Origin of the sequence: Dietzia sp. DQ12-76, assembly GCF_014145045.1 — a bacterium.
Lineage (GTDB): Bacteria > Actinomycetota > Actinomycetes > Mycobacteriales > Mycobacteriaceae > Dietzia.
In genome coordinates, this window is record NZ_JAALDV010000395.1 from 1 (window position 1) to 1429 (window position 1429).

Here is a 1429-nt window from a genome sequence, read left to right on the forward strand (position 1 = left end):
ACGGGCACCGCGCTCGGACTCGTCGTCCTCCTACTCGCTCGCCGGCACCGGCCGCCGCGCGGGACACTGCGCTCGGCCACCGGACTCCTTGTGGTCCCCCTCGTCACCGCGGGACTCGCCGCCGCGGCGGCACTCGACACCACGCCCCGGGGCACCGGGGAGACCGCCGACATCGCCGTGATCCAGGGCAACGTCCCGCGCCTCGGGTTGGACTTCAACGCGCAGCGCCGTGCTGTACTCGAGAACCACCTCCGGGTGACCGCGGAGCTCGCCGACGACGTCGAGGCCGGAACCGCGGTCCGGCCGGATGTGGTGCTGTGGCCGGAGAACGCCTCCGACATCTCGCCCCTGGCCGACCGGCAGGCCGGCGCCCAGATCTCCGCCCTGTCGCGTCGACTGGACGCCCCGATCCTCGTGGGCACCGTCCTGCGGGTGGGTGACGGCCCCGAGGCCACCAACTCCTACCTGGTCTGGGACGGTCGATCGCCCGAGCCCGCCGCGGATCCCGTGGTCGACCGCCACGACAAGAAGTACATCCAACCGTTCGGGGAGTGGTTGCCCCTGCGCGCGCCGCTCGAAGCCGTGTTCCCGATCGCCCGGACCGCCGGGCACTTCGTCCCAGGCGACGGCGACGGGATGGTGACCGCGGCCGGGATCGACTTCGGGGTGGCCATTTGCTTCGAGATCGCCTTCGACGCCGCGGCACGTGAACCGGTCGCCCGCGGAGCCCAGATCCTCACGGTGCCCACGAACAACGCGACCTTCGGCAGGTCCCCGATGAGCTACCAACAGCTCGCCATGTCGAGGGTCCGGGCGGTGGAGCACCACGTCCCCGTCCTCGTCGCGGCGACCAGCGGGGTCAGCGCGGTGATCGGCCCGGACGGTCAGGTGCTCCAGAAGACCGGGATCTTCGAGCCCGCGACACTGTCGGCGCAGGTCGAGTCGGACTCCGCCGGTACCATGGCAACCCGACTGGGCGGCATCCCGCAGATGGTGAGCTGCCTCATCGGGTTCGTCGGCCTGGGATGGGCGTTGATCCGCACCCGGCGGCGACCCGCGACCGAGTGCGAGGAGACGTAAGTGACCGATCCGATGGCGCCTCCACCCGCAGCTGCGTCCTCGCGGACGTTGGTGATCATCCCCACGTACGACGAGCGCGACAACCTCCCGGGCGTCGTCGAGCGCCTGCTCGCGTCAGCCCCCGACGTGGCGGTCCTCATCGCGGACGACAACAGCCCCGACGGCACCGGGGAGGTCGCCGACCGGCTCGCCGCCGACGACCCCCGGGGGCGGATCACCGTCCTGCACCGCGCGGGCAAGCAGGGGCTCGGCGCCGCCTACATCGCCGGATTCCGCTGGGGCCTGGAACGCGGCTACTCCGTGCTCGTGGAGATGGACGCCGACGGCAGCCACCCGCCCGAGCGGCTGA

2 protein-coding genes are annotated in these 1429 nt (G+C 72.1%); both read left to right on the forward strand.

Annotated features, from left to right (window positions below):
* On the forward strand, positions 1–1080 hold a 1080-nt coding region (gene lnt / locus G6019_RS13095; protein WP_182627769.1), incomplete at its 5' end, for an apolipoprotein N-acyltransferase.
* Positions 1081–1092: 12 nt separating this feature from the next.
* Positions 1093–1429, forward strand: a 337-nt coding sequence (locus G6019_RS13100) for a glycosyltransferase (protein WP_182627775.1), incomplete at its 3' end; no start/stop codon positions are given.